The sequence below is a fragment of the Paraburkholderia sp. LEh10 genome, assembly GCF_017814945.1.
Taxonomy (GTDB): domain Bacteria; phylum Pseudomonadota; class Gammaproteobacteria; order Burkholderiales; family Burkholderiaceae; genus Paraburkholderia.
The window spans coordinates 53,835-75,240 of the sequence record NZ_JAGIPX010000042.1 but is presented as its reverse complement, the minus strand read 5'-3'; the positions used below and the strand labels follow the sequence as shown (position 1 = coordinate 75,240).

Annotated in this window: 19 protein-coding genes and 1 pseudogene; 9 read left to right on the top strand and 11 right to left on the bottom strand. The window is 59.1% G+C overall.

The annotated features are described in order from the left end of the window. Positions 1-390: 390 nt before the first annotated feature. A protein-coding gene (locus J8I87_RS29110; RefSeq protein ID WP_209935572.1) for an IS5 family transposase occupies positions 391-1,202 on the bottom strand; the annotation gives its coding sequence in 2 pieces (ribosomal slippage) (positions 391-854 and positions 854-1,202; 813 coding nt in all). A 112-nt stretch (positions 1,203-1,314) separates the two neighbouring features. Here J8I87_RS29110 and J8I87_RS29105 point away from each other — a divergent pair. The 3 genes and pseudogenes from J8I87_RS29105 to J8I87_RS29095 all read left to right on the top strand — a co-directional run. Next, positions 1,315-3,057, top strand: coding sequence for a thiamine pyrophosphate-binding protein (locus tag J8I87_RS29105; RefSeq protein WP_209935571.1), 1,743 nt, complete (start codon positions 1,315-1,317; stop codon positions 3,055-3,057). Positions 3,058-3,068: 11 nt separating this feature from the next. Further along, positions 3,069-4,325, top strand: coding sequence for a Zn-dependent hydrolase (locus J8I87_RS29100; RefSeq protein WP_209935569.1), 1,257 nt, complete (start codon positions 3,069-3,071; stop codon positions 4,323-4,325). Positions 4,326-4,349: 24 nt separating this feature from the next. Beyond that, a pseudogene (locus tag J8I87_RS29095) lies at positions 4,350-5,048 on the top strand (aldehyde dehydrogenase family protein); the annotation flags it as partial. 111 nt (positions 5,049-5,159) lie between these two features. Here the strand turns inward: J8I87_RS29095 and J8I87_RS29090 are convergent. Together J8I87_RS29090 and J8I87_RS29085 are read right to left on the bottom strand one after the other, a co-directional pair. Next, positions 5,160-5,945 carry an ABC transporter substrate-binding protein gene (locus J8I87_RS29090; protein WP_209935580.1) on the bottom strand — a complete coding sequence of 262 codons (786 nt, stop codon included), beginning with the start codon at positions 5,943-5,945 and terminating at the stop codon, positions 5,160-5,162. Positions 5,946-6,435: 490 nt separating this feature from the next. After that, on the bottom strand, positions 6,436-6,867 hold the full coding sequence (locus J8I87_RS29085; RefSeq protein WP_015004655.1) for an Lrp/AsnC family transcriptional regulator: 432 nt from the start codon (positions 6,865-6,867) through the stop codon (positions 6,436-6,438). Positions 6,868-7,088: 221 nt separating this feature from the next. On the opposite strand from J8I87_RS29085, the gene J8I87_RS29080 reads away from it, so the two are divergent. Together J8I87_RS29080 and ctlX are read left to right on the top strand one after the other, a co-directional pair. Next, entirely contained in the window at positions 7,089-8,168 is a 1,080-nt protein-coding gene (locus tag J8I87_RS29080) for an ornithine cyclodeaminase (RefSeq protein ID WP_209935568.1), read from the top strand. Between the two features lie 56 nt (positions 8,169-8,224). Then, positions 8,225-9,184 (top strand): citrulline utilization hydrolase CtlX, encoded by a 960-nt coding sequence (gene ctlX, locus J8I87_RS29075; protein WP_209935567.1) that lies wholly within the window; start codon positions 8,225-8,227, stop codon positions 9,182-9,184. A 717-nt stretch (positions 9,185-9,901) separates the two neighbouring features. On the opposite strand, the gene J8I87_RS29070 is transcribed toward ctlX, so the two are convergent. The 7 genes from J8I87_RS29070 to ltrA form a co-directional block, all read right to left on the bottom strand. Continuing rightward, positions 9,902-10,588 carry an aspartate/glutamate racemase family protein gene (locus tag J8I87_RS29070; protein WP_209935566.1) on the bottom strand — a complete coding sequence of 229 codons (687 nt, stop codon included), beginning with the start codon at positions 10,586-10,588 and terminating at the stop codon, positions 9,902-9,904. A gap of 87 nt (positions 10,589-10,675) precedes the next feature. After that, positions 10,676-11,479 carry a gamma-glutamyl-gamma-aminobutyrate hydrolase family protein gene (locus tag J8I87_RS29065; RefSeq protein WP_313066573.1) on the bottom strand — a complete coding sequence of 268 codons (804 nt, stop codon included), beginning with the start codon at positions 11,477-11,479 and terminating at the stop codon, positions 10,676-10,678. Next, the gene (locus J8I87_RS29060) at positions 11,476-12,609 is read right to left on the bottom strand and encodes a Xaa-Pro peptidase family protein (protein ID WP_209935565.1); all 1,134 of its coding nucleotides are present in this window, start codon (positions 12,607-12,609) and stop codon (positions 11,476-11,478) included. Before J8I87_RS29060 ends, J8I87_RS29065 begins: the two co-directional genes overlap by 4 nt. A 43-nt stretch (positions 12,610-12,652) precedes the next feature. Continuing rightward, entirely contained in the window at positions 12,653-14,407 is a 1,755-nt protein-coding gene (locus J8I87_RS29055; RefSeq protein ID WP_209935563.1) for an ABC transporter permease subunit, read from the bottom strand. 37 nt (positions 14,408-14,444) lie between these two features. Continuing rightward, a complete protein-coding gene (locus J8I87_RS29050; protein WP_209935562.1) occupies positions 14,445-15,521 on the bottom strand; it encodes an ABC transporter substrate-binding protein in 1,077 nt (358 codons plus the stop codon). Between the two features lie 45 nt (positions 15,522-15,566). Continuing rightward, the gene (locus J8I87_RS29045) at positions 15,567-16,712 is read right to left on the bottom strand and encodes an ABC transporter ATP-binding protein (protein ID WP_209935561.1); all 1,146 of its coding nucleotides are present in this window, start codon (positions 16,710-16,712) and stop codon (positions 15,567-15,569) included. Positions 16,713-17,033: 321 nt separating this feature from the next. Next, on the bottom strand, positions 17,034-18,287 hold the full coding sequence (ltrA, locus tag J8I87_RS29040; protein WP_209935560.1) for a group II intron reverse transcriptase/maturase: 1,254 nt from the start codon (positions 18,285-18,287) through the stop codon (positions 17,034-17,036). A gap of 560 nt (positions 18,288-18,847) precedes the next feature. Here ltrA and J8I87_RS29035 point away from each other — a divergent pair. The 4 genes from J8I87_RS29035 to J8I87_RS29020 all read left to right on the top strand — a co-directional run bounded on the left by J8I87_RS29035 (position 18,848) and on the right by J8I87_RS29020 (position 20,991). Further along, on the top strand, positions 18,848-19,744 hold the full coding sequence (locus J8I87_RS29035) for a LysR substrate-binding domain-containing protein (protein ID WP_209935578.1): 897 nt from the start codon (positions 18,848-18,850) through the stop codon (positions 19,742-19,744). Positions 19,745-19,880: 136 nt separating this feature from the next. Further along, positions 19,881-20,240, top strand: coding sequence for an ATP-binding protein (locus J8I87_RS29030; RefSeq protein WP_245254238.1), 360 nt, complete (start codon positions 19,881-19,883; stop codon positions 20,238-20,240). Positions 20,241-20,316: 76 nt separating this feature from the next. Beyond that, positions 20,317-20,559, top strand: a complete 243-nt coding sequence (locus J8I87_RS29025) for a hypothetical protein (RefSeq protein ID WP_209935559.1) — start codon at positions 20,317-20,319, stop codon at positions 20,557-20,559. 75 nt (positions 20,560-20,634) lie between these two features. Further along, positions 20,635-20,991: a hypothetical protein gene (locus J8I87_RS29020; RefSeq protein ID WP_209935558.1), complete on the top strand. Its 357-nt coding sequence runs from the start codon at positions 20,635-20,637 to the stop codon at positions 20,989-20,991. An 82-nt stretch (positions 20,992-21,073) separates the two neighbouring features. On the opposite strand, the gene J8I87_RS29015 is transcribed toward J8I87_RS29020, so the two are convergent. Then, positions 21,074-21,400 carry a TrbM/KikA/MpfK family conjugal transfer protein gene (locus J8I87_RS29015; protein ID WP_209935557.1) on the bottom strand — a complete coding sequence of 109 codons (327 nt, stop codon included), beginning with the start codon at positions 21,398-21,400 and terminating at the stop codon, positions 21,074-21,076. Positions 21,401-21,406 lie beyond the last annotated feature (6 nt).

The following is a 21,406-nucleotide window of genomic DNA, read 5'->3' as shown; positions in this document are numbered from 1 at the left end:
CCTCCCGTCATCGCAATGGGAGAATCGTCAGCCATCAGCGACGTTCGCTCAATAACGGGGATTCTCGTGCGGATACGTTGAAATCACGGGAATAGCATTCCGATAGCGCGCGTTTGCAGAGAAACCTAGCATCGAAGATGAGAGCCCCATGCAGGTCGCAATGGACCGAGCGCGGCGCGTGATATCGCCGTTTAACGCAGGGGCTTGAAGAACGCGCGTAGAAGGGCGCGCTCGAGAATGCCGACGTACTGGTTCCCTTCCTCGAACGGTTCACACTGCCTGTCGACCGCCCCGTGGCACGTCCTCGCGTAGCTGCAAGGCGCGCTGTCGCGCGCAAGCCGTATTGGGCGCGGTGCGCATCATTCAGAACCTGGGGCCGACTAACAGCCGTTAACAAAATGAATTCTGCAGTTTTTGCCAACAGATGATGCAGCAGGCGATTTTCATGAAGGCTTCGTGGATAAAGGCAAGACGTTCGAAGCGGATGCGCAGTCGCCGGAAGTTGTGTAGCCATGAGATGGTGCGTTCGACGACCCAACGTGTTTTGCCTAGCCCGCTGCCGTGAGGCTCGCCACGTCGGGCGATCTCAGTGGCAATGCCTGCTGCGTGTAGTGGACGGCGGTATTTGTCGTGATCGTAGCCCCGGTCGCCCTGAACGATGCGGGGCTTCGAAAGCGGCCGGCCGCGCTTGCCAGCAATGGGTGGAATGGCGTCAACCAGTGCGTGAAGCTGCGTGACATCGTGGCGGTTGGCGCCAGTGAGGATTACCGCGAGCGGGACGCCCTGCGCTTCGGTAATGAGGTGGTGCTTTGAACCAGGTCGCGCGCGGTCGGTGGGATTCGGTCCCGTTTTTGACCTGCACCCACCGCGCGGATCGAAGAGGAATCGACGACGACACGGGACCAGTCAATACGGTCAGCCTCGCGTAATCTCGCGAGCAGGACTTCGTGCAGCTGGTCCCACACACCGGCTTCCTGCCAATCGCGCAGACGGCGCCAGCAACTCATACCGCTGCCGCAGCCCATTTCGCGTGGTAGCAGGTCCCAGCGCAGACCGGTTTGGAGAATGAACAGGATGCCCGTCAACACCGCGCGATTGTCGAGTGGCTTGCGCCCAGGATAGCGCGACCGCCGAGGTTTAGGCGGTGGTAGTAACGGTTCGATGAGTGCCCACAGATCGTCGTCCAGTATGGGTCTGGCCATGTCCTTTTCGCCGTCGAAACAACGATCAGGTTAACAGGAAAGCCCGGAAGTTAACAGTCCCATTCATCATTTTGTTAAGGCTTCTAAATGCGGACCAGACAGACCACGGAGAATGCACTTGACTTCGATTTCCAACCCCGCCCCGCTCTCGCGCCGCAACGGTGGCCAGATCCTGATGCAGCAATTGCGCATCCACGGTACCCGTCGCATATTCCTCGTACCGGGCGAAAGCTACCTGCCGTGTATTGACGCGCTCAATGAACATAGAGGTGTTATCGAACCCATTGCCTGCCGCCAGGAAAGCGGCGCTGCGTACATGGCCGAATCCCTTGGCAAGCTGACCGGCGAGCCGGGCATCTGTTTCGTGACTCGCGGCCCGGGTGCGACCAACGCAAGCATTGGTGTACACACAGCGTTCCAGGATTCCACACCGATGATCCTGTTCATCGGGCAGGTCGGCAACGACTTCTATGAACGTGAGGCCTTTCAGGAGATCGACTACCGTCGCATGTTTGGCCAGATGGCCAAATGGGTGGCACAGATCGACCGGACCGATCGTATCCCCGAGTACATCGCGCGCGCCTTCTCGGTTGCAACCAGTGGCCGCCCCGGCCCTGTAGTGCTGGCTCTGCCGGAAGACACGTTGTGGGGCACGGCTGAGGTCGCTGGCCTGCCCCGGTACACCCGCACGTACAGCCATCCAGGTGCCGAAGACTTGCAGCGGATGGTCGCACTGCTGGAAGAGGCCGAGCGTCCGTTCATGATCGTAGGCGGTACAGGCTGGACCCGCGAGGCAATCAGCCATCTAGAAGACTTCGCAGTACGCTTCCAGTTGCCGGTTGGTACGGCGTGGCGTCGCCTGGAATGCTTCGACCAACGGAGCGCGAATGCGGCAGGTCACGTTGGCTGGGCGATGACGCCCGAGCTGCGCCAACGCCTGCTCGACGCCGACGTCATCCTGGCAGTTGGTACCCGCCTCGGTGAAGCGACTACCGACGGTTACACCGTCATCGAAAGCCCGATGCCGAAGCAAAAGCTCATTCACGTCTATCCGGACGCCAGCGAGCTTGGTCGCGTCTTTTTACCAACACAGGCCATCGTTGCAGACGTCGCAAGTTTCGCGAACGCGTTGGTTCCACTCTCACCAAGGCAACCACTGGAGCGCATGGACTGGGTCCGGTCGGCACGCGCAGATTACATGGCAAGCCTGAAACCGCTGCCCGCGAAAGAACCGCTTTCTCTCGACGAGGTTGCTTCCATCGCCGCCAAACAATTGCCACACGATGCCTGCATCACCGTCGGCGCTGGCAACTACGCGCTGTATCCGCACCGGTATCGTGAATACGCTGGCCCCGGGACCAGCCTCACTCCGACCGTAGGCTCCATGGGCTACGGTTTGCCTGCAGCGATCTCAGCCAAGCTCGAAAACCCGGAGCGCACCGTGGTGTGCTATGCCGGCGACGGCTGCTTTCAGATGAACCTGCAGGAGCTGGGCGTGGCACTACAGTACCGAGTGGGCATCGTTGTGCTGGTTTTCAACAACGGCATCTGGGGGACGATCCGCTCTCACCAGGAACGCGAATTCCCAGGCCGTGACATCGCGCTGTCCTTCACCAATCCCAACTTTGCTGCCCTTGTGCGGAGCTATGGCGGTCACGGCGAAGTGGTCGAACGCACCGAAGACTTCTCTGCAGCGCTGGCACGAGCCTGCTCGTTCGCTGAGAGAGAAAAGCTCCCGGCCCTCATCGAACTGCGCTACGACGCCGACGCAATCGCACCCGGCGAAACCCTCTCCGGCATCCGCGACGCCGCATACGCACGACAGAAGGCCGCCACCTCTCACATTGACGCATAAGCACACAGACCATGAGCACACCGCATACGACTCAGGGCCTCACAGTCAACGGCACACGCCTGTGGCAATCATTGATGGATCTCGCCCGCATCGGAGCTACGCCGAAAGGTGGCAATGCCCGGTTGGCACTGACCGCGCTTGATGGCGAGGGACGCGACCTGGTTGTTCGCTGGATGAGGGAAGCCGGGCTCGAAGTCCATGTCGACCAAATCGGCAATATTTTTGGCCGTCGAGCCGGTCGAAACAACGCCCTGCCGCCGGTGATGACCGGTAGCCACATCGATACACAACCCACCGGCGGCAAGTTCGATGGCTGCTACGGTGTAATGGCGGGGCTGGAAGTGTTACGCGCCCTTAAGGAGCAGGGTATTCAGACCGAAGCTCCCATTGAACTCGTCATCTGGACCAATGAGGAGGGCTCGCGCTTCCTGCCTGTGATGATGGGCTCAGGCGTGTTCACCGGGCGCTTCACGTTAGGTACGGCGCTTGAGGCTCGCGATAGTGCCGGCCTGAGCGTGCGCGATGAACTGGCCGCCATCGGCTACGACGGCACCTTTCCTGTTGGAGCGCGTCCGGTTGGCGCGTACTTCGAGGCACACATTGAGCAGGGACCAGTACTTGAAGCCGAGCACAAAGTGATCGGCATCGTGACTGGTTCGCTGGGCGTACGCTGGTATGACGTCACCGTCACCGGTATGGAAATGCACGCCGGCCCCACGCCGATGACGGTGCGCAAAGATGCCCTGTTGGCTGCCAGTGAAATTGTGCAAACGGTGATTCGTATTGCGAACGACAATCTACCAGACGGTCGCGGCACCGTGGGGGTACTTAACGTCCATCCTTCTTCGCGCAACGTTGTGCCCGGCCGCGTGGACTTCACGGTCGATCTGCGCCACATCGATGCCGTAACACTGGACGCCATGGACCAGCACCTCCGCGAATCCTTCTCCGCGATCGCGAAGCGCCACGGAGTCGATCTCGACCTACGGCTGGCGCAGTACAACCGCCCCACGCCCTTTGCCACTGAACTCGTAGGCATCGTACGCGAAAGCGCGATGCGCCGCGGCCTGCCAGCGATGGACATTGTCACCGGTGCGGGACATGACGCCGTACACATGGCGATGGTCCATCCCACCGCCATGATTTTCGTGCCATGCAAGGACGGCGTCAGCCACAACGAGATCGAGGAGGCGCAACCGGAGCACCTTGAAGCCGGCTGCAACGTGCTACTCGACGCCATGCTCGCGCGCGCCGGCGTCGCCAGCTAACCATTTTCTAAACGCGCAGATCCCATGGAACTTCACGACCTCGCCTACTGGCAAGCCAAGGCCGACACGATGTGCTTCGACGGCCTGGCGTACATCGACGGCCGTTACACACCTGCTGCCGACGGCGCCACATTCCCCTGCATCAGTCCTATCGATGGGCGCAAGCTGGCCGACGTCGCGGCCTGTGGCCAGTATGATGTCGATCGCGCAGTGAATGCGGCGCGCCGTGCCTTCGAGACTCGCGTCTGGTCGGGCTTGACGCCGCGTGAGCGCAAGCGGCGGCTGCAACATCTGGCGGCGCTGGTTGAACGGCATGCCGAGGAGCTGGCGCTTATCGAGGCGCTCGACATGGGTAAGCCCGTACGTGACGCTCTGCTATTTGATGTACCCGAGACAGCACGCTGCTACGCCTGGTATGGCGAAGCCGTGGATAAACACTATGATGAGATAGCGCCCACTGGCGAAGGCGCACTCGCCACGATCACGCGCGAACCTCTGGGTGTTGTCGCGGCTGTCGTGCCATGGAATTTCCCGCTGATGATGTCGGCATGGAAGGTAGCGCCGGCACTTTCCGTGGGAAATAGCGTGGTGCTCAAGCCGGCCGAGCAGTCGTCGCTGAGCGCCTTGCGCCTGGCAGCGCTTGCCGCGGAAGCCGGCATCCCACCAGGCGTCTTCAACGTAGTTCCCGGCCTTGGCGCCGTGGCCGGCCAGGCGCTAGGAATAGGCGCCCACGGCTATCCCCGGGAACGGCGACAACCCGCGACTACTTGTTTCGCGAATCACGGCATTGACGCATTCAAATACAGTGTGCATGTTCGGGGGTGCGCCAAGAAGTCACGCGCCGTACACATCATATGTGAAGTACTTTTTGGCGAGCCTGTCATACGTGCCGTCCTTACGTATGGCGTCGATCGCGTTATTGATCGCACTAAGAAGGACCGTATCGCCCTTTCGGACGCCGATGCATACGCCGTTACCAAATATCGCGGCATCCCTGATTTCGGGCCCGCCAGCAAAACCATAGTCGCGACCTTGGGGCGTCTTCAGAAAGCCACCCTCGGCCTGCGGGGCAAATGCAAACACCGCGTCAAGGCGACCGCTCACCAGGTCCGCCCATGCCTGGTCCTGCGTCTGATACGAAACGATGTCGACACCGTGTGCGCCCCAGTACTTTCTCGCATAGGTTTCCTGTGTACTCCCCTGAAGCAAGCCAACGCGCTTTCCTTTGAGAGACTCCACTGTCGCCGCTAGACCGGAGCCACCTTTGACGACCAGTTTCTCGATTGGCGCATATAACTTGTCGCTGAAATCGATGATTGCGGCGCGCTGTGCGTTCTTTGAGAGCGAAGAGTTGATAGCATCGAACTTCCTCGCCTGAAGTGCGGCGATGATCCCATCAAAAGAATTTTCAACCCAGACGCACTTGACTTTCATCCTCGCGCAGATCTCATTTCCGAGGTCTATGTCAAACCCGACCAGTCGTCCATCTGGAGACTTGGACTCAAAGGGCGGATACGAACTGTCTACGCCGAAGCGGAGCACTTTAGGGTCTTGCGCAGACGCGCTCGTCGAAAAACTGGTTGCGACGAGCGCAAGAAGCAAAGTCGTAGTCACCTTCATTTTGGATCTCCTCACTGGCCCCCATAAGCGGGAAAAAATTTGCGCGGCGACGCGCAGTCGCCGTGATTGCCGCTGGGCAGACTTCCTACGATGACCCCAACCCGATCGATTCCGGAAGTGGCGCACCAATGGGAGTCTTCCTGCACCCAAGCCCCAGCCATCTGAAGACGTACGGGGTGGCAAGCTCATCATGCTCGGCAACTTGGCGTGGCGTCCAATGCGGAAAAATTTGGCGTCTATAAGGAATTGGTATACCCAAGCTGTAGAGTTCGGCTTGATAGTCTGAACTGGCCATCAGAGATCCCAATGCGCAGGGAGACAGGTCTACGCATACGACTGACGAAGCGCCTTACCCCGCAGACTCCCGCCCCCTTCAAACGCTGCCGGTGCTGGGGCATAGGTACGGGTTGGCATGAGGAGAGAGGGAACGGCATCGGTGGTAAATCACGAAAACCCTTTCCTTGTGAGCCATTACGAAGTCATCAGGCGTTTAAACCTTATGCGTCGACAAGAGAATGCTCGTCTCGGAGTTCGCGATTCCGTCGACTAGACGAATTGCGCCGAGCACGCGATCAAAGTTCTCTAGCGAATCTGCCTGCAGTTCGACGACGAGATCCCATCTACCGTTGGTGCTATGGATCGACGCCACGTTCGGATGTCCGCGAAGAACTTTCACGACCTCGGCGCCACGGTTGCCCTCAACCGCGATTGACATCAGCGCGCGGATGCGGTGTCGTTCGACCGCAGGCTTCAACCGAACGGTATAGCCGATGATCACACCTTGTTTCTCGAGTCGAGTAATCCGGTTCTGCACTGTCGCCCGCGCGATCCGCAAAGTCTTCGCGAGCGCGACGACCGACAGCCGGGCGTTGTCGCGCAGCAGCGCAATTAGCTGACGATCCACGTCGTCAAGAGTAACCATCGGACCTGTCGCTCCTGTTAGATGTCGTCCAGCCGCGAGCATGTCGCGTCTGGCCATGTTCGACCAGCGCCAACCGATCACGTTGCCGAATCGGATTGAGCATTTTGGATAGCTTATCGAGAAATTTGACGGTTTTGTCATCTATCTGCTGGGCGCCCTCCTTGCAACAATGTCTCCATCGAGCGGGGGTTTTCGCCGCGCTCACTACCGGAGATACACCAATGACACGTTTTCTCGATGTTCCTGCCACTGCGCGACTGATAGCAAGGACTGGCGTCACGCCGTTTCTTCATGAACTCGTCGACACACTGCGCGCCGACTACCTGAACTGGGCCAATTTTGACAAGTCGCCGCGCGTCGCGTGCCACTCGCGCGACGGCGTGATCGAGCTGATGCCCGTTGCGAACGCGTCGTTGTTCGCGTTCAAGTACGTGAACGGCCATCCCGTCAACGCCGCGCGCGGGATGCACACGGTGATGGCGTTTGGCGCGCTCGCCGAAGTGGACACCGGCTATCCGTTGCTGCTCTCTGAACTTACGCTGACGACGGCGCTTCGCACGGCCGCGACGTCGGTGCTGGCCGCGCAGGCGCTCGCCCGCCCCGACTCGCGCGCGATGGCGCTGATCGGCAACGGCGCGCAGAGCGAATTCCAGGCGATCGCGTTCCACACGCTGCTCGGCATCGAGGAGATCCGCGCGTTCGACGTCGACCCGGACGCGACCGAAAAGCTTGTGCAGAACCTCGCTGCGTATCCGGGCTTGCGCGTTGTGCGCGCCGCGTCGACCGCCGACGCAGTGCGTGGCGCCGACATCGTGACGACTGTCACCGCAGACAAGGCGTACGCGACGATCATCACGGCCGACATGATCGAGCCCGGCATGCACCTGAACGCAGTCGGCGGCGATTGCCCGGGCAAGACCGAGCTTGAGGCGGACGTTCTATACGCGGGCCGCGTGTTCGTCGAATTCGAGCAGCAGTCGCGCATCGAGGGTGAAATCCAGCAGATGCCGGCCGACTTCCCGGTGACCGAACTGTGGCGCGTGCTGCAGGGCGAGACGATCGGCCGCGAGCGCGCGGACGAAGTCACGGTGTTCGACTCCGTCGGCTTCGCGCTAGAGGATTACTCGGCGCTGCGCTATCTGTACGCACTCGCACAGCATCACAACGCGGGTGTCCAGATCGCGCTGATTCCGCCAGCGGTCGATCCGAAGAATCTGTTCGCGCTGATCGACGATCCGACCGCGATCGCGCAGGGTCACGTGGAGGTCGTGACGGAAGCCGTCAACGCGTTCGCGCGCTGACCGTCCAGCTCGGGCGGTTCCCGCCGCCCGGTAATTTGCCTACTGCTCAGCTCTTCATGATTACAGTATCAATTCAGGCGCCGTCTTCCGTCGTGATGATCCGGCCTCACTGCTTCCTGCCGAATCCGCAGACCGCGGCCGACAACGCATTTCAGCACGCGTCCGACGACGACGCGAGCCGGCCGGCCTCCGTATCCTCCGCCGCACGTGACGAGGTCACGACTGCTGCTCAGGCTCTCGCTGATGCCGGCGTGCGCGTGCACATGTTCGACGACCACGGCGATTTCGACACGCCCGACTCCGTGTTTCCGAACAACTGGTTCTCGACGCATCCCGGCGGACATATCGCACTGTATCCGATGCACTGCGCGAACCGCCGCCGCGAGCGGCGTTCCGACGTCATCGAGATGCTAAAGGCCAAGTACCGGGTGCAGGACGTGATCGACTATTCGGGACTCGAATACGACGAACTGTTCCTCGAAGGAACCGGTGCAATGGTGCTCGACCATGTGGCGCGGATCGCATACACCGCGCGATCGCGCCGCGCCGACCCGGTTGCACTCGAACGCTTCTGCACGCACTTTAATTTCGAGCCGATCTGCTTCGACACGGCCGACGCAGAGGGCCGGCCGATCTACCACACCAACGTGATGATGAGTATCGCGACCGAGTTTGTGATGATTTGCCTCGACCTGATAGCAGATCGCCACCGCCGCGAAGAGATCGCGCGTCGCCTGACCGAAACGGGACGCACGCTGATCGCGCTCGATCAATCGCAGATCGATAACTTCGCAGGCAATACATTGGAATTGTCCAACAAGACCGGGCGGGTGCTCGCGCTGTCCCGCCGGGCGCTGGATTGCCTAACGCATGACCAGCGCGCGACGATCGAGCGGTCGGCGCGGTTAGTCCCGCTCGACGTCCCGACGATCGAACTCGCCGGCGGCTCGGTGCGCTGCATGCTGGCTGGCATACATCTCATGCCTCGTAGCGCGCGATGCGTTTCCGACGTTTGACGCAAGTGGGTGGACAAGCGAATAACTGTGTCCCGAGCGTGATCGCAAGTACCGATCTTGGCAAGCATCGGCGTGATGCCTCACTCACTCCGACGTTGCTGACGAGACTTAGACCTGTGGGCCTCGGTCTTTACCAGTTTTGGCTTCGGCAGCGGACGCCCTCGCTTGCCCCGCATAGGCGTAATGGCATCAACCATCGGGAATTTTATTTCGCAACAGAATCTTAGTGTTGTCGTTGCGACCTCCGTTTACACGCTTTACGACACCCGAAAGCTGCCGTGTATTCGGCTGGGCCGACACTTCGCGGTGGCGCGATAGACGTGCCCTTCGCGGGCCCGCCTTGTTGCACGGGCCGTCGGCCTGTCGGGTGACAGTGAAAGTGAAAACTGTGCCTGGTAAGTGAAAAACTGCTGACACAGATAGTGAAAAACTCTAGCTGCTATCGAAACCCGCCCGGGAGATTCGGACGCCGTCTTGATGGCGTCCCGACCCGCCGGACACCCGGACACTGATGGCTTTTTTTTCTCGACGGATAGCGATACGCGGCGAGCCCGCACCTTTCCATGCCGGTACGGGCCAGGCGAAGTTAGCTCGAATTCCGGCACGATTTGATTGAAGCATGGAACGTGAATAACCGCGTCCGCTACCGAAAGCCAGCGACCACGAGCACCGGGCGCTGGCTTCGGATCGGCGTTCGGAAGTCACCGCCTCGGCTTGCTACAAGCACGGACTCATCTCGATCATTAACCGTCCCAAGCTAACATAATCAGCGACGGGAAGACCGGTCGCCTCTCGCACGGCATTTGCGGCCAGCGGGAAGCCTGCGCACTCCAATACGATTGCTCCGATCGCCGGATTGGCCTTCATCAGAGACTCCACGGCTGAAACGATATCGCCAGTCACCACTTCCGGGGAGATCACCGGATTTGGCTCAGCGAGTTCACGCCATGTCTCCGAACCTTCAATTCCGCCGACAGCAACACTTATGTCACGCGTTGACCAGCCTGCACCAGCGAAATGTCGCTCTTCCAGCTTCGTGGAATCATAGGTCAGAATCCCCACCACCTTTCCGGCCGGTAGCGTTCGAGCAAGGAGTGGCACCAGCACGAGACTTGAGAGCGCGAGCGGAACCTTGATGGCGGCTGCGACGTCGTTCTGAAAGGGAGCGCTGAATCCACAGTTTGCGATGATCGCCGACACACCTTCGTTCTCAAGCTGCTTTGCGCAAGCGATGTACGCCTCTTTGACACTCGCGCTCGAAGATCCCACGACCGAGTTCGTGGTTGCCCCTGGCACTGTCAGGCGCTTGACCGGGAAGCCGAACGTGCCAGGCGCACTGAGCGCGCCCGGATGCATCATGGGCTTGTTTTCCAGCTCAAGAATTCCTAAAACTTTCTCTGTCATTTTGCGTTCTACCAAAAAGCCCTCTAAAGGGACCGTCCGTCATGCTGTTCGAGGGCGGCCCCGCGGCCGCGGATCGTGCCCGCGTTCTCAGCGTGCGGCTCGTGCTCGACAGCGACTTCGCACAGCGTCCCCGAATGCTTTGAGAAGAGGCGACGATACGTCATCTCGTTGAAACTCCCATTCAGGGTGCCATTGAACGCCCACAACAAACGTGGCTTGCGGCAGTCGCACTGCTTCGATCACACCGTCCTCCGCCTTTGCTTCAATTTCGAGATCGTCCGCGAGATCCCTGATACGCTGAGTGTGAAGCGAATTCACACGTGCCGACGTTCGACCGACGATCTTGGTGAAAAGCCCCCCGGTTGTAAAGTGGATCTCATGTCGGGCGCCATAGCGCACGGCAAGATCCTCTGAGTCTGCTGCAACGTGCATGGCGAAGTCTGGATGCTTATCCATTTGAGTCTGAAGTGTGCCGCCTAAAGCCACGTTGAGCTCCTGCATACCTCGGCAGATTGCTAGCAGCGGAATATCCCGTTGAATTGCAAGGGCGACCAGCCGGAGGCTCGTTGCGTCGCGCCGCGGATCAAACGGCCCGTCCGAAACGGTGGTACTGTCGTATAGCGACGCTTCGAGGTTCGATGCGCTGCCCGTCAAGAGGATACCGTCGAGGGATTCGATTACCCGTTCAGCCAAAGACTCGCCTAACGCAGGCAGAATGACTGGGACTGCTGCAGCACCGTTGGCCACGGCGTCGACGTACTTATCATGAACGGTATGGGATGGGAATCCCTCGATCGTCTGGTAGCACGCGGACACCCCAACTAGCGGAAACGTTGCTGACATTTTCTTCTCCTGACCAATATGTATCGAAAAAAGCAATTTCGAGTTCACGAGATGAGCAATTCGCGTGGGTAGCGTGTGATCGCCTCATAGCCGTTGTCGGTGACGGCAATCGTTTCGCTCACGCCAAAACCATCGACGAACAGGTAGGTGTGAAACGTCATACCCGGTTCGAAACACCAGTCCGACCCGGGAGCCGCCTCAAGATACTCTGCGCCGTTGGGGTACAGCATCAGTCCCACCGAATAGAACGTCTTGTAGTGGTACTCGCTCACCTTTCCCGTAGCCTCTGCGCCTCGCCGATAAATAGCGTCGGCCGCCCGTACAGATGCGTTCGGCCGAACTTGCGCAAGCGCCTCATCCTGGATTTCGAACAACCGCCGCGCGAAGTCGATCTCATCACGTGACGCCTCGCCCACCTTCAGGGGCCGGAAGAATCGTGCGTGATAATTCTGTACATGCGGACACATTTCCAGTTGCACCGTGTCACCGCGCTCCAAGATACGATCGGTGAACACGCAATGGATCGAATGTGCCGCTTCGCCGGAGGCAATCGGGCCAGGCTCAGCACGATCACTTCCAGCGCGAACCATCGCTGCTGCTACCGCGGCGCCAATTTCTCGTTCGCTCGCACCGACGCGTGCGACACCGCGCGCGGCGTCCATTGCTGCCTCAGCAGCGCGACCGGCTTGTCGCATATAGTTCAGCTCCGCCGTGGACTTGATGATGCGGCGACGACGAACCAAGTTGCCTACGTCCTCGATTTGAAGATCTACCGGCAGCACGGCCTTGAGCGCCTTAAACCGAGAAGCATTGAGTTGCCAAGAGAACATCTCCACGCCCAAGCGCCTTTTGTTGCCTAAAACCGATGCGACCGCCTTCGCCACCAACTGCTCTGTGTTGTCGCCATCAGACCAGCGAAAGCTTTTCTCGAACGCGCAACTTCTCTCAAAATGGTACATCTCCGCGCGTCGATAGACGATGACAGGCTCGCCCTCCGCCGGCACCACAGCGCAATGAAACCCGTTGTACCCCCGAGGCGAGAGATATCCCGTCAGATAGGCGACCGACTCAGGCTCCAGGGCGATCAGTGCGTCTAGTTCCTTCTCGCGCATGTCCGCCTGTACATTCGTCACTCGTTGCCGATATTCACTTTCGCTGAAGATTAGATTACGTGGCATTGGATCACTTTAACTAGGTAGGTTGAAGGTATTGATGGGTGCTCTAGCCTGCCTTCTCTCCAGCGCCCGGGGCGACGCGTCGCGCAATTGCAAGCAAAACGATGGACAAGATGATGATTGCGGACGAAGCCGCTGCCATAGTCGGATCAAGGTCGAAGCGGATACCTTCCCACATACGCATCGGCAAGGTCTTCGCCGAATCGCTGCTCACGAAAAGCGCGATGATGATGTCGTCGAACGACGTAAGGAACGCGAACAGCGAGGCCGATATGATGCCTGGCCGAATAGCAGGAAGCGTGACTTTGGTGAACGCGACGATGGGGTGGGCGCCGAGGCTTTGAGCTGCAACCTCGGGTCGAGTGTCAACGCTTTTGAGCGACGCCATCACAAGGATGAGGACGATCGGTACGGCGATTACGGTGTGCGCCAACGTAAGTCCGGTCAACGTCCCGACAAGCCCCAACTTCGCAAATTGAAAATAAATCGCGACAGCGGTTATCAACGTAGGAACAACTGAGGGCGAGACAAGGAAGGCAGTGATGACAGCCTTTCCCGCGAACTTACCCCGCACAAGCGCGATCGCGGCCAAGCTCCCAATCAGCGTGGAGATTACTGCCACCGCGATAGCCACTTGAAGGCTCGTCAACGTTGGCTTGATCCAATCGGCACGTGTGAAATAGTTCTCGTACCATCGTAGCGATAGGCTAGGCGGTGGGAAGTCGAGGTAGGGCGAGGCCGAAAAGCTGATGGGGAGGATGATGAGTATGGGAAGCACGAGGAACGTGACAATGAGAATTCCGGTGATCCATGCAGCCGCTCCCGGCCGGTTCGACAGCTTCCGAGCCTTAGCAGGCCAGTTAGAGGCCGACGCGATGGGAAGACGGCCCATGATCTGGGTCGCGACGCGCAGCAGGTTCGATCGGGAGCGGCCAACGTTACGATATCTCCTCGCACTCACCATCGCGACGAGGCGGTACAGACCATAAAGAAGGAAGGTCGCGAGCAGGAGAATCACGCACATTGCCGACGCAGCCTCCCAGTCAGAAAGCTCATTCACGGCGCGCTCGATCAACATGACGAACGTCACATCGTGCGGCCCACCCAACAATGCGGGTGTCACGAAGAATCCCAGCGTCAAGATGAAGACCAGTAGAAAGCCGGCGATCATGCCTGATTTTGTCAGCGGGACGAAAATCAAAAGAAACGCAGCAGCGGGCCTTGCCCCCATGCTTTTCGCCGCATCGATGAGTCGCCAGTCGACCTTCTTCATCGCCGACAGCAACGGGAACACCATCAGCGGCAACATGATGTGCACCGTTCCGACATAGACGGCAAACCTGTTGTATAGGATGCTCAGGGGCGTTGATCCGAGTCCACTGTTGAGATACAGGTCATTGATTACCCCATGACGGCCGAGCAGAACCATCCACGCAAAGCTTCGGATAAGTGTGCTTGTCCACAGTGGCAGAACTACAAGCGCAGTGACGATCACGCTCCAACGCTTGCTGAGTCTAGAAATCAGGTAAGCGATCGGGTAGCCGACCAAAAGACAGATCAGTGCGACGAAGAAAGACAGTCGAAACGTCTCAAAGAGCACGAGCACGTTGTAGCTGTCGGAGAGCACCCGGACGTAGTGCACCATCGTCCAATCGTTCTGTCCAAAGCTGATTCGGAGGAGCCGGACGAGGGGCCACCCGTAAACAACGCCAAGAACGAGAATTGCGGGCACCAAAAGCCAGCTGGGCGACAGCCGCATGGTTGGTTGCGAAACGCCCTTTTCTGAGATGGAACTCGACATGTCTTTCAGATCCTATGGAATTGCGGTTCTCTGCGGATTACTGGCGAATCCAGTTGTTCCACATGTCGGTGTTGCGCTCAAGATTGGTCCTGCCTTGGCTTCGTTGGGCCCACCACTCCGCGTTGAGCTTGAATTGCAGCTTCAAATTGTCGGGATGGGTGGGAAGCTGGCGAGCGATCTCAGCCGGCAGCAAGTCGAGTGAGCGTCGATTGGGTGGCCCATAGGGGACCGCGCGACAGAGTGCTGCTAGCGGCTCTGCTCGAGAAGCGAATTCGATGAACTTGAGCGCGTTCTCGCGGTTCTTTGCGCCCTTCGGGATCGTCCAGTAGTCCGCGGTCAGTTCACCCTGATTGAAGTCGTAGTCAACTGGCGCACCCTGCTCCTTCAGTTGCACGATTCTGCCCTGTGATGCGAAGCCGATATCGGCTTCGCCGCTGACGAGCGATTGAGGGACCATAGTGCCACTGGTCGCCCACTTCAGCACCGAGGGCCGAATTCTCGACAGGCTGCGATACGACCGTTCAAGATCGAGCGGGTAGAGTTTGTCGGGAGACACGCCGTCGGCGAGAAGCGCAAGTTCGTTCGGACGGACGACGTAGCTGCCTGCGGGGAGGATGCGTGAACCTGGGAAGGTCTTTGCATCCCAAACCTCTGCCCAGGAACGTGGGTGATGCTCCTTGGTGAATTTCTTCGTGCTATACGCGATGACATAGGAGTAGCTGATCGTCGCTACACCGTACGGGTGCATGGAGCCCGGAAGAAGCTCGCTCATCACTTCTTTGTTCAGTGCGCTGTAGTCGATCTTCTCCAGCAGATTCGACTCCGACATCGTGAGCATGTCACCGGGCACCGCCTCAATTACGTCCCAGTCAACAGATCCGCTCATCACCATTGCACGGACCTTAGCCAGGCTCGGGCCCGTCGCCTCGATCACTTTGATCCCGGTTTGCTTTTCGAAGGGCTTGAATAAGGCTTCGCGCTGGGCGTCCTGGAACGTGCCGCCCCATGAGGCGACAGTGACGGTGCCAGCGTCCTTTGCAAAAGCCTGGCTACTACCAAGGCCCACTGCCAGCGGCGCGACCGCACATCCCGCTATAAATTCACGTCGATTCATTTTCGAGTCTCCATTTGAACGCCTGACCGCGGCGGTCTGCTTTTATTAGCGGTTGGTCGCGAACACCATGGTGTCCGTCACTTTCCACGAAACTTGAGTGCGATCGCCCATAACCGGATGTCGCGTGTTTTTTAGATTGTTCAGCTTCACCATGAGCGTTTCTGAACTCTCGGTCTTGATGCCGTAGGTGACGGCATCGCCTGCATAGGTAGACTCGACAATCTGGCCAAACGCATGATTGTCGTCACGGGCTGCGGCGTCGAAAGCGAACCTCTCCGGGCGGATAACGACCGAAACGGCGGAACCGACCGGTGCATCTGTAGGTTGCCCCGACAATTCCATGCCCCCCTTCGTCCTGACACGACATCCTGTTTGCGTAAGCGATGTGACGACGCCTTCCAGCTTCGTGGAATGGCCAATGAAGTCCGCGACAAACAGAGAGTTGGGTTTTTCGTAAAGCATCTCCGGCGTGTCCAGTTGCACGACTTCGCCGTTGTTCATTACCGCAATGCGATCCGACACTGCCAGCGCCTCTTCCTGGTCGTGGGTCACCATTACAGTCGTCACGCCGAGTTTTCGCTGCAGGTTCTTCAGTTCGTTTTGCATGCTCTCTCGAAGCTTCCGATCAAGGGCGCTTAGTGGCTCGTCAAGAAGAAGAACTGGTGGATCGAAAATAATCGCGCGTGCTAACGCGACACGTTGCTGCTGACCGCCGCTTAACTGATTCGGGAGGCGGTCGGCGAATGCAGAGAGGTGCACAAGTTCGAGCGCACTGTGGACCTTCGCAGCAATCGCGGCTTCCTTCACTCCCCGCATGCGCAGCGGAAAAGCGAGGTTATCTTGGACAGACAGGTGTGGGAACAGAGCGAGATGCTGAAAGACAACGCCGATATTGCGCTTATGCGGCGGCAACATGTCGACACGGCGCCCTTCGATGTACACCTCCCCCGACGTCACATCCGTGAATCCGGCGATCGCCATCATCGTGGTCGTCTTCCCTGATCCACTGGGTCCCAGGAGGGTAAGAAACTCCCCAGGGGCGATGTCAATGGAGACGTTCTTGAGGGCGGGAAAATTCTCATAAAACTTTGAGATCCCGCAGAGGCGGACCCCTTGACTCGACGTTCCGGGCGATTGCGCCGCTGACCGTAGCTGGACCAGCGTATCCGCAGGGGGCTGAGCGACCATCATTAAGTGCCTCCAAAAGATTCTAATTTGTGCCAATACGCACCGGCGCGATGACTTGTCTTCCCGCGGCGCGGCCGTCACCGCCTCGACGATCAGCTCAAGGCGAGCTTCGCTGCATCCCGCGCTCAGTTGCATTGAATTCAATTGATGCCGCCGAAAAATTGCTCGGATGCTCGTTTACAGAGCTAAGATTACCTATCAACGAGGCCGCTGGACTGAGGCCAAAATCAACAGTTGAATTTTTTTTGGAGAGTAGCCCGGAGGAGTCGCACCCCCAGGCTCTCGTAGAACGGTGCATGAGCCTCTCGACTCACACCGCTCCGATCAGGCAAACGTACCGACCATACCGCGTCGCCAGTGCACGAAGAGGTCCGGACGCCCAGCAGCAAGCTGCTGAAGAAACTGGCTCGCCCGAATCTTGTGAGCCTTGAAGCGCTTGAACTTGCGCATCGCCCAAGCCAGCAACGTCTGATTGACGTAGCGCAGCAGAGGGGCCAGTGCCGATGGCGCGAACCGCCCGTAGTAGTCAATCCACCCACGAAGAAGCGGATTGAGCTGCCGGGCGAGATCTTGCAACGACAACTGGGTTTGCCTGCGAAGGTTCAAGTCCCGAATCGCGGACCGCATGGCCTTCAGAGCCGAGACACTGACTGCGGGGTTGAAGCCGCAGAACATAGTGTTGTCCCGATGCCGACGAACCAGACGGGGCCGAAAGCAGTACCCAAGGAAGTCGAACTTGACAGTCGGATACGTAAGCTGGCGCTTCCCGTCTTTGCAGTAGACGATCTTGGTTTTCGTCGGATGCATTTCCAGGCCGCACGCCGCCAGGCGGGCCTGAAGCTCGTCCTTCAGGACTTGCGCCTCATGCTCGCTACGGCAGTGCACCAGCCCGTCATCAGCATACCGACACCACGGGAGGTCGGGATGTGTCCGCGTCATCCACAGATCAAACGCGTAATGAAGAAAGGTGTTCGCGAGGATCGGGCTGACCACACCCCCTTGCGGGGTACCGCGGGTTCGCTCGATCTGAACACCCTTCTCATCCCTCATCGGCGCCGTCAGCCATCTCTCGATGTACAACAACGCCCATGGGCACGTCACGTGTCTGCGCACGGCCCGCAGCAAGAGTTCGTGGTCGATGTTGTCGAACAGGCCCTTGATATCGAACTCAAGAATCCAGTCGTATTTCCAGCAACGCTCGCGCGTTATCCCGACAGCGTCGAGGGCTGACTTCCCGGGCCGATAGCCATAGGAGTCTGCCAGGAAGACCGCATCCAGGTCCGGCTCAATCACCTGCTTGACCACCATCTGTGCCACGCGATCCGCTACGGTGGGCACCCCTAAAGTCCTCTGGCCTCCAGACTTCTTGGGAATGGAGACAGCGCGCACCGGCGGAGGAAAGTAGCTGCCCGAGCTCATCCGATTCCAGATCCTGTAGAGGTTGCCCTTCAGGTCGTCTTCGAATTGCTCGATCGTCTGACCATCCACCCCGGCGGCACCACCATTGGCCTTGACCGCCTTGTAGGCTTCGTACACTAACTTCTTGCCGATATTGAACGGCTTGCTGGTCGTGCGCATCACCATCCTCCTGTTGCCAGTTGTGGTTCTCGCATGACCGCCTGACCCGATCCCTTTGCTCCGGTCCCGTTACGGACCTTCATCGCTCGTACGGATCGGTCCGCCCCAGTGCTTCGCATCGGTACTCTCGCCTTGCGGTTGTCGCCGCTTGGGCTTCTCCCTTGACATCGAAGCGACTGGTTCCTGCAGTTCCGCGTCATAGCCTGCATCCGCTTCACGCCCCCTCTACGCCGGTCGTCATCCGTTCAGTCATCAGGCACCCGAACGGACTCATCCCAGGAGGGATTCACGCCCCTGGTTTCGACGACACTTGGTTCTTAACGACGCGTCCTCGAGGGTTCACTTTCGTTCGTCTCTCGGATGCACACCTGCACGAGTGTCCTCGCGCTTTTCTGCCAACGCTCACCACCACGGCTCTTTACCGCAGCAGCTTGGAGTGGTTTGAGACCTGCTCCTGAAAGCCGATCTCGAGGGGCCCACCCTCATCTATGACGCAGCTTCTCGCACAGTCATCAGTTCATTGCGAACCTCTTTCTGTGCTGCTGCAGCACACTGAATCCATGGAACTTGAATCGAACGATACGGAGCCGCCGTTGCGCGCCATTCGGGCCTTCGAGGCCTTTGCCGAGCATGGTTCGATCGCGGGTGCTGCGGCCGAGCTAAATGTCACGCCGTCGGCGGTGAGTCATCAGCTACATGTGCTAGAGACCCACGTGCAGACTGCGCTAACTGTGCGCAAGGGCCGCGCCCTATACCTTACCGACGAGGGTCGCGATTATTACCGGTCGATTCACAGTGCATTCACCGTTCTGCGGACGGCTACCCGTCAAGCGCAGGAGCGGTCAATGCTGACCCAGTTGACTATCGGGGTGACCGGCATTTTTGGAAGCAACTGGCTGTTGCCGCGAATAGGTCGTTTTACAGATGCGCATCGGGATATAGGTATCAGCGTCGTCTATTCGATGCACGGCAGTTACCCGAGCGATTCGACAGACCTATCGATTCGCATGGGCACGGGACGCTGGCCCGGGTACCAGGCCACCCGTTTGCTCTCCGGCGTGCTGGTGCCCGCATGCACACCGGCTTTCGCGCGACGGTACGGTCCGTTCCGTCATGCCCGCGACATCGCTCAGGCGCCTTTAGTGCATGACGGGAACCGAGCGCGATGGGCCGCGTGGTTCGCGCATGCGGGCGTACGAACTGATCGACTGACGGGCCCGCTGCTCGAAGACGGCCAATTGACACTGGCAGCGGTACGGGCGGAGCTCGGGTTTGGACTTATGCGCGCGAAGATCATTGAACGAGAGCTGGCGGACGGCGTACTGGTCGCGCCGCTCGATCTGACGCTCGACATCGGCCTGGATTATTACCTTTGCATTCGCGACGACGTGCCAACAGGCGACGCGGTTTCAAAGTTGAGCAAATGGCTCTTGTCCGAGGTGCGCCAAGCAGGCTGAGTCGCGAAAGATTCTTCGTCGCATACGTTCGCTGCTCGCACCAAGCCGCAATTTTCTCGAGGTCCGCATTTTATAGCGGCGGGCATTTCAGTATGCGGTACGATGCAAATCATCATACTGAGACAGGGCGCCCCTCATGACAATTGCCGGCTACGACAAGGCCCGTTTGCGTGAAAAACTCAAAGTTGCGCTCTCAGCCGCGCAGCCAGTGCGTACGCCCGAGATGCTAAAGGGCCGTGAGCGCGAGCTCGAGGCGATTGACCGTGCGCTGTGCGCACCCGGGCGCAATGTGTTCATCCACGGCGACCGGGGCGTGGGCAAGAGCTCGCTCGGTGCGACAGCCGCGTACCAGTACCGGAGCGCCGACAATCGCCCTATCATCGTTGGCGGTACACCCAACGAGACGTTCGACTCAATCATCGCCAGCATTGCAAACAAGGCAATGGGTTACTCGCGCACGACGAACGTCAAACAGCAGTCTGTCCAGTCCCGTTGAGTTATCGAAGACCCTCAACCGGCACGCGGAACGACTCAAATGGCATATTCGGCGTATCTATCAGGCGCGAAACGACGTGGTCCACAGCGCACGCAGGATCAGCAGTGCACGACTCCTGCGCGCGAACCTCGAGGTCTATCTTAAACACGCGCCCGACGGGTTCCTTGAGGAACTGCAACTCAAGCCTACCCTGCGCGGAGCGGGCGAATATTTCGACCGGCGCAATCATCTGCTTGACAAGATAACAGGCGAACTGAAAATGGGCAACGAGACCACGCTGCTGTCCTGGCTGGCACATTTCGACGGTAGCTATGCATGACATTACCCTCCGATACTGCCGGCGTAAAGCAACCGCAAGCTGATGGGCGTCCTTGCCGTAGTCGGGGGCAAGATTATGACGAACCATCTCGATGATGAGCGATGGACGGATCTGCTCTGCCACCTTGTCGTCGCGCAGCTGATCGCCCGCGCGCGAACCGGTGACTGGCTCCGAACCGATCACCTTGTCGAATCGAAAAGAATTTGGTCGCAGGCCAACGGCGTTTCGCCGGGCTGGCTCGAAGGCGTGCGACTCTCCCGCGCCTCGATGCAGCTCGCGGCGTCCATATGGGCTATCGACCTGCTCCGTAACCCGGACGAGATATCGAAGCTGTTTTCGAAGAACTGGCGACTCGATCAACAGTCACCGATCGTGCGCGGCATTTACGACGTTTGTGCAGCCAGGCTAAGTACATGGTGGTACGAGTCATAGTCGATATGCTCCGTGTCGCCTCGGACCTGCGTCTTGCCGATCCCGCATCGACGAATGCAGGTGGCGCGATCCACGATATCCCTCACGGCCCGTTCTCGACACCACCGTACTTCGAGTTGACCGCGCTTTTCTGATCGCTGCCGACAGAGTGACACTGATTCAGGAAATTTCCGCGCGCGTTGGACGTACCGCTCAGGTCGAAGTGGCCGTGGTGGTAGCGCACAATCGAAAAGTAGTCCGCCTCGTACTGGCTGCACTCTCCGCCGCCATTGCCGCCCAGCATCAGTCCAGCAAGGCAGAGCACGGCTCCACATGCGTTCTGATTGTCGTCGTCGGCCCGCGCCGTTGTGCCGCCTGTTAGCACAGCGCACATCGCTACCACGACCACAAAAAATCTTCTGGATTGCATGGAACA

Bases quoted from the DNA above. Each gene is read 5' to 3' on its own strand.
- J8I87_RS29105 (WP_209935571.1), top strand. From the start codon at position 1,315: ATGCACTTGACTTCGATTTCCAACCCCGCCCCGCTCTCGCGCCGCAAC.
- J8I87_RS29100 (WP_209935569.1), top strand. From the start codon at position 3,069: ATGAGCACACCGCATACGACTCAGGGCCTCACAGTCAACGGCACACGC.
- J8I87_RS29090 (WP_209935580.1), bottom strand. From the start codon at position 5,945: ATGAAGGTGACTACGACTTTGCTTCTTGCGCTCGTCGCAACCAGTTTT.
- J8I87_RS29085 (WP_015004655.1), bottom strand. From the start codon at position 6,867: ATGGTTACTCTTGACGACGTGGATCGTCAGCTAATTGCGCTGCTGCGC.
- J8I87_RS29080 (WP_209935568.1), top strand. From the start codon at position 7,089: ATGACACGTTTTCTCGATGTTCCTGCCACTGCGCGACTGATAGCAAGG.
- ctlX (WP_209935567.1), top strand. From the start codon at position 8,225: ATGATTACAGTATCAATTCAGGCGCCGTCTTCCGTCGTGATGATCCGG.
- J8I87_RS29070 (WP_209935566.1), bottom strand. From the start codon at position 10,588: ATGACAGAGAAAGTTTTAGGAATTCTTGAGCTGGAAAACAAGCCCATG.
- J8I87_RS29060 (WP_209935565.1), bottom strand. From the start codon at position 12,609: ATGCCACGTAATCTAATCTTCAGCGAAAGTGAATATCGGCAACGAGTG.
- J8I87_RS29055 (WP_209935563.1), bottom strand. From the start codon at position 14,407: ATGTCGAGTTCCATCTCAGAAAAGGGCGTTTCGCAACCAACCATGCGG.
- J8I87_RS29050 (WP_209935562.1), bottom strand. From the start codon at position 15,521: ATGAATCGACGTGAATTTATAGCGGGATGTGCGGTCGCGCCGCTGGCA.
- J8I87_RS29045 (WP_209935561.1), bottom strand. From the start codon at position 16,712: ATGATGGTCGCTCAGCCCCCTGCGGATACGCTGGTCCAGCTACGGTCA.
- ltrA (WP_209935560.1), bottom strand. From the start codon at position 18,287: ATGCGCACGACCAGCAAGCCGTTCAATATCGGCAAGAAGTTAGTGTAC.
- J8I87_RS29035 (WP_209935578.1), top strand. From the start codon at position 18,848: ATGGAACTTGAATCGAACGATACGGAGCCGCCGTTGCGCGCCATTCGG.
- J8I87_RS29030 (WP_245254238.1), top strand. From the start codon at position 19,881: ATGACAATTGCCGGCTACGACAAGGCCCGTTTGCGTGAAAAACTCAAA.
- J8I87_RS29020 (WP_209935558.1), top strand. From the start codon at position 20,635: ATGACGAACCATCTCGATGATGAGCGATGGACGGATCTGCTCTGCCAC.
- J8I87_RS29015 (WP_209935557.1), bottom strand. From the start codon at position 21,400: ATGCAATCCAGAAGATTTTTTGTGGTCGTGGTAGCGATGTGCGCTGTG.